We start from the raw sequence: 5,267 nt of genomic DNA, 5'->3' as shown, positions 1-5,267 counted from the left end.
CAAACTTCTTACTTACCGCAATGTTAGCCTTACTTTCTTTGAAAACTAAACTACTTAATTTATTATGTCTACTCCACATCAGACTAGAGTGCTCAGTAACTACAAATGGAATTTTATACTTTTTCTTAACCCAAAGAGCTAGCTCTGCAGAAGATGAGTTATGTACATGAACGACATCTGGAATTGAGTTTCTAGAAAGGTATCGCTTAAATATCCACTTACCTATAAATAATTGAATTATGTTATTTAAAAAACCCATACCACGAATCGCAGGTAACGATATCAACCAATTTTCTGAAGATAACCTACCAAACTTTAAATTACGACTATTAAAAATATCATTAAGAGTTTTAGGTATTCCACCTAAGACAGCTACACAACAACCTTCGTTTCTCAACATTTCCACTTGATCTTGTATGAAAATAGCACGATTTGGATTTTCTTTTGTTGGGTAATTATAAGGAATTATTAAAATCTTCATTTTGGTTAAAGCGTCTTTTTTAAGTCTATAAAATTTACTAACGCACCTAAACCGTGCATCCTTGAAAATTTCTCTTTTGAAAAGCCATTAGCTTTATAGTTTAGTTCAGAGGTCATTATCTCTTGCAATGCGTCGATAATTGATTGCTCATTATTAGAAGCCCACCAGATTGCAGGATAATCTTTAGTCACCTCGTGAATATTACCAGTTTGAGCTTCACCATTTGTAATTATCAAAATTGGCAACCCTAAGCCAATGTAGTCAAATATCTTAGTTGTCGACTCAAATGCCTTGCCTGAGGCTAAAATTAATCCAATATCAGCACCCTTTGCATACCCTACAGCATCAGAGTATGAAACTAACCCAGTACAAGTTACACCTTTGTGGTTATCCAAACCTTCTAATGGCTTACCTATATGCAATATATCAAACGCAAAACCTAAAGCTTTATTTGAAGTAAGTAAATTATCTATATTTCGATCTACAGCAAAACTCCCTAAATATACTATTGTTTTTTTTGAATTATTACCCACAGTGATCTTTTTAGTCGCATTGTTTAAGCTTTTTTCGTCATAGCCGTTATCAATAATTTCTATAATTTCTTGCTGCCTACTACAGAGTAATTTTTTACAACCTTCATTCATAACAATAATTTTATCGGCAAACTCACAGAAAAAGTACTCAAATAAAACCAACATTTTACGCTTAAGTTTTACTGAGAGGGCAGTGCTCGCGTTACGTTCATTTTTAGCGAAAGGATCTCTAAAGTCTAAAACAATTTTGCACCCCATTGTGTTCTTCAGTATTTTAGCTATAAAAAAATGAAGAAATGGATTTCCGGTAATAACAACAACATCATACTTTTTTTTATTTTTTGAAAAATGTTCTTTTAAATCATAAAACCATGTTGCTCCTAAATCACTTTTAAACAGATGGCCTAGGAGGCCGGTTCTTGAATTAGATACATGAAAAATGTTATCTATTCTTGAGGTCTCTTCGATACATTGCTCTGATGCAGTGATGACATCAACTTCAATATCAATATCAACATGTTCTTTTATATTTTTCGCCCAGTAACTAACACGTTGAGCTGCAACAGTTTTTTCGGGTGAAAAATAATAGGATATAAAAAGTATTTTTTTCATGGGCGTTCCTTCAACTTTTCACATGGATTACCTGCTGCAATGCACATTTCTGGAATATTTTTTGCCACAACAGAACCAGAACCTAAAACCGTCCCATAACCAACATTTGCCATTATCACAACATTTGCCCCTACCCAATTATCTCCTTTTAACTCTATACATTGAATGACACCTACTTGTTTCCAAATTGGGATATCTCTATTTTCAAATGAATGCTGCTTAGAACCACTTAAAATATGAACATGTTGAGCCGTAATAATATCATCACCTAAGTTAGCTAGACCTACTGTATTATATGGTCCAAATCTAACGTTATTGCCGATTACCGTGTTTACATTGGTTACCAAACAACCAAAAGAAAATATTACATTTTCACCAAGGCTTTTTAAGTGTTTCTTATAAAAAGCATACCTGATTTTGTTGCCTAACTTATAAGGAATTTGGCTAATCCTGATAGCAACGGTTTCAAACCCAACTAACTTTGTTAATAAAGAAAAAAACAAAACTAATACCAATACGTATAAATGAACAAATAACTTTATTAACACTTTCATTAGCTCTACTTACTTTTAAGACTCTTTAATAATTTAAACCACCACTGATCATAATCAGATTTAAAGTCAGTATGTTTTCGAGGTTTGCTCTTCATTATTTCTTGCCACTCATCTATAGAAAAACCCAGTTTTTTTATAAAATATTCAGTGTCTTCTGGTAACTCATCTTTATTATAAGGCGAGATTTCCATTTCACGTTGAGCATCATCTCGAGTCATTTGTCCCGATGCAATTAAATTTGATAAATGAGCGCGTCGTTTATCGAAACCAAACTTTGACGGTAAATAATAAGATTGGAAGAATTTAGTAAATCTAGATTCAAAATGCTTACCTCCATAATCTTTCCAACCAAGATTTTCAGTAATAAAATGTTTTACTTCTTCTTTATTGTAGGGAACATAATTTAAAATTCTGAATGACTGCAACTTCTTAAAGTACCTATAATAGATAACTTTCTTAAACAATGATAACTTGGGGTAATTTTTTAACTTAACCTCACCAAATTTATTATGTATATCAATTAAATTATCTAAGTCGCCGCTGTCATAACCCCAAGAAGGAGGCAATATAAATTCAGTAACATTATTATGACCACTTATCATGTACTGAATACCATATTTAGCTGCAAGGTTATAAACTCCTGCCACAAAAGCATGATCTTGTGGCACATCACAATTTGGAACAGATGCTTTAAAATAAGCTCTCTGTAAATCTCGAACTTCTTTCCAGTTAATAACAATTGTTTCTAAATCAATGCCAAGTTTACTTGTAGCTGATTCAATGTTCTTTACTGCAATTTCAGAATTCCAACCAGCATCAATGTGTACGGCTAGCGGTTTCAATCCATACTTTTTAGCTAAATAGGCAACATAAGTTGAATCAACCCCACCACTCATACCCACTATACAATTGTATTCACCTTTAGTTGAGGCTTTTATCTTTTCCACCATCTCTAAAAGGTAATTATTTGCTTCTTTTCCATCAATTGATTTATCCATCAACTCAGCAAAATTATTACAATAGTGGCACACTCCTTTATCATCAAATGTAATGCCCGAGTCTGACGTGTCTAAAATACATTTTGTACAAATCTGATATTCTTTTTGCATGAGTCTTCTTATTTAAAAAGTTCTAATAATTTTGAATAGTCTGGGTAATTTACTAATACAGCGTCACGCTTACCGTGATAAACAAATAAGCTACCTGCTGCTACTGCTGAAGCTCCAAAATCTTTAACGGCAATTCGCATATCTTCTAAAGAGCTAGCACCACCACAAACAGTTATCGGTACATTCACTAGTTCTGAAAAAGTTCTAATACCTTCTCCATCGTAACCATTTTTCATACCATCACGATCAACAAAGTTTAAAAAGATTTCACCCGCACCAGCATTAACTAATTCTTTGCAGTAGTTGCTCAAATCAATTTTAAACATTTTCTTATTGCTAGGATCATATAAACGAGGTTTCTTGAATATATCTCTTTTGATATTTATTGTAGCTACAACACTTTGGTTGCCATATTGTGATGCTATATCTGTAATTAATTTTTTATTATGTATTGCATGACTACCAATAATGACTTTTTCAACACCTAAATTAAATAAATTCGATGCCTGTTCTAATGAAGTAATACCACCACCATAAGAAAATGGCATAAAACACTCATTAGTAATTGTTTTAATTAATTCGTAATCAGGCTCACTTTTATTTGGTGATGCATCAATATCTAAAAAGATTAATTCATCAACTTCCTTTTCATTCAATATCTTAACTACATTTATGGGGTCACCTATGTATCTGGGCTTTTTAAACTTTTTCGTTTTGACTATTCCGCCTTCTTGCAACAGCAAACAAGGTATAACACGCGTACTTAACATTTAGTTGGCGCCCTTATAATTCACGAAGTTTTTAAATAATTGAATGCCAAAGCGATGACTTTTTTCTGGGTGAAATTGACACCCTATTACATTCCCTCGTTGAAAGGCAGAGACAAATTCATGGCCATAGTGAGTGCTACATAAAATATCTTTGTTATCTGAACAACTTACATAATAAGAATGAACAAAATAAAACCTAGATTCAGCAGGTAAATCTTGTAGTAAAAAACTAAGCTTTTGAGGATTGACGACATTCCATCCCATATGAGGAACCCTAAGGCCCTGCTGATTTGGAAATAAAGACGCTTTTCCAGGAACTAAGCCTAAACCTGGCATTTTACCTTCGGCACTCCCTTCTGTAAGCAGCTGCATTCCAAGACAAATCCCCATAAGAAGTGAGTCATCTCGTAAGACTAACGTTTTTAATGCGTCTGATATACCAAGGTCATTCAACCTCTTCATTCCATGATCAAATGAGCCCACTCCGGGCAATAATACTTTATTAGCAGACGCTATTTCATAAGGGTCACTAGAAAAAATAACTTTTCTTGCACCAACTTTCTTGAGCATATTGGCGACAGAACCTAAATTACCGACCCCATAATCAATAATTACAATTGTATCTTCACTAGAATGATTCAACTACCTACCCTCAGTTTCGACATTAAAGACTTGAACCCAAATAGACAAACAGATGATGCGCCATGCAAAACCTTCATACCTGCTATTCCCAAGTATTATATTTTCAGCCTTTTCAAAAGCGATAGGGTTTACTACCGAGCTCAAATTTAACTTAGCTGATTCTAGTAATTCTAAAAATAATGCTTGGTTATCCGACATCCAATTCTCTTCCGGTGTTGCAAAACCAATTTTACTAATTCGCTCATATACTGTTTTTGGTAATATTCCTTTGAGCGACTCCCTTAATAAAAATTTTGTTTTTCCTTCTTTAATTTTTAATTCAGAAGGACAAGATAAAATATACTCTACTAATCTAAAATCTAAGAATGGTGCTCTGCTTTCGACTGAATGAGCCATTGAATCTCGGTCGCACCAGTGTAACTGCATGGGCACACTTGTATTGAATAATTCGTAATTTGATTCATCAAGTATTGAAAAGTGCATTTTACTGACTTCAATTGAATCTTTAGAAACTTTCCACCAATTATTACTTTTCTTGTCAGTAAAAATAGCTGATTTAAACAAAA

7 protein-coding genes are annotated in these 5,267 nt (G+C 33.3%); all 7 read right to left on the bottom strand.

Annotated elements, in window-relative coordinates; all coding sequences use genetic code 11:
- Positions 1-481, bottom strand: a 481-nt coding sequence (locus QL984_RS18160) for a glycosyltransferase (protein ID WP_290173196.1), incomplete at its 3' end; no start/stop codon positions are given.
- 5 nt (positions 482-486) lie between these two features.
- On the bottom strand, positions 487-1,626 hold the full coding sequence (locus tag QL984_RS18155) for a hypothetical protein (protein WP_290173195.1): 1,140 nt from the start codon (positions 1,624-1,626) through the stop codon (positions 487-489).
- Positions 1,623-2,180, bottom strand: a complete 558-nt coding sequence (locus tag QL984_RS18150) for a hypothetical protein (protein WP_290173193.1) — start codon at positions 2,178-2,180, stop codon at positions 1,623-1,625. The genes QL984_RS18155 and QL984_RS18150 overlap by 4 nt, the downstream gene beginning before the upstream one ends.
- 5 nt (positions 2,181-2,185) lie before the next feature.
- A complete protein-coding gene (locus tag QL984_RS18145) occupies positions 2,186-3,289 on the bottom strand; it encodes an N-acetyl sugar amidotransferase (protein WP_290173192.1) in 1,104 nt (367 codons plus the stop codon).
- A gap of 8 nt (positions 3,290-3,297) precedes the next feature.
- Positions 3,298-4,059, bottom strand: a complete 762-nt coding sequence (locus QL984_RS18140) for an AglZ/HisF2 family acetamidino modification protein (protein WP_290173190.1) — start codon at positions 4,057-4,059, stop codon at positions 3,298-3,300.
- The gene (gene hisH, locus QL984_RS18135) at positions 4,060-4,701 is read right to left on the bottom strand and encodes an imidazole glycerol phosphate synthase subunit HisH (RefSeq protein ID WP_219986103.1); all 642 of its coding nucleotides are present in this window, start codon (positions 4,699-4,701) and stop codon (positions 4,060-4,062) included.
- On the bottom strand, positions 4,702-5,267 hold a 566-nt coding region (locus QL984_RS18130; RefSeq protein ID WP_290173187.1), incomplete at its 5' end, for an asparagine synthase-related protein.

It is taken from the genome of Pseudoalteromonas sp. APC 3495, assembly GCF_030407645.1.
Taxonomy (GTDB): domain Bacteria; phylum Pseudomonadota; class Gammaproteobacteria; order Enterobacterales; family Alteromonadaceae; genus Pseudoalteromonas; species Pseudoalteromonas tetraodonis.
Note: the sequence above shows the minus strand (reverse complement) of the source record. Positions and strands in the feature narration are given on the sequence as shown.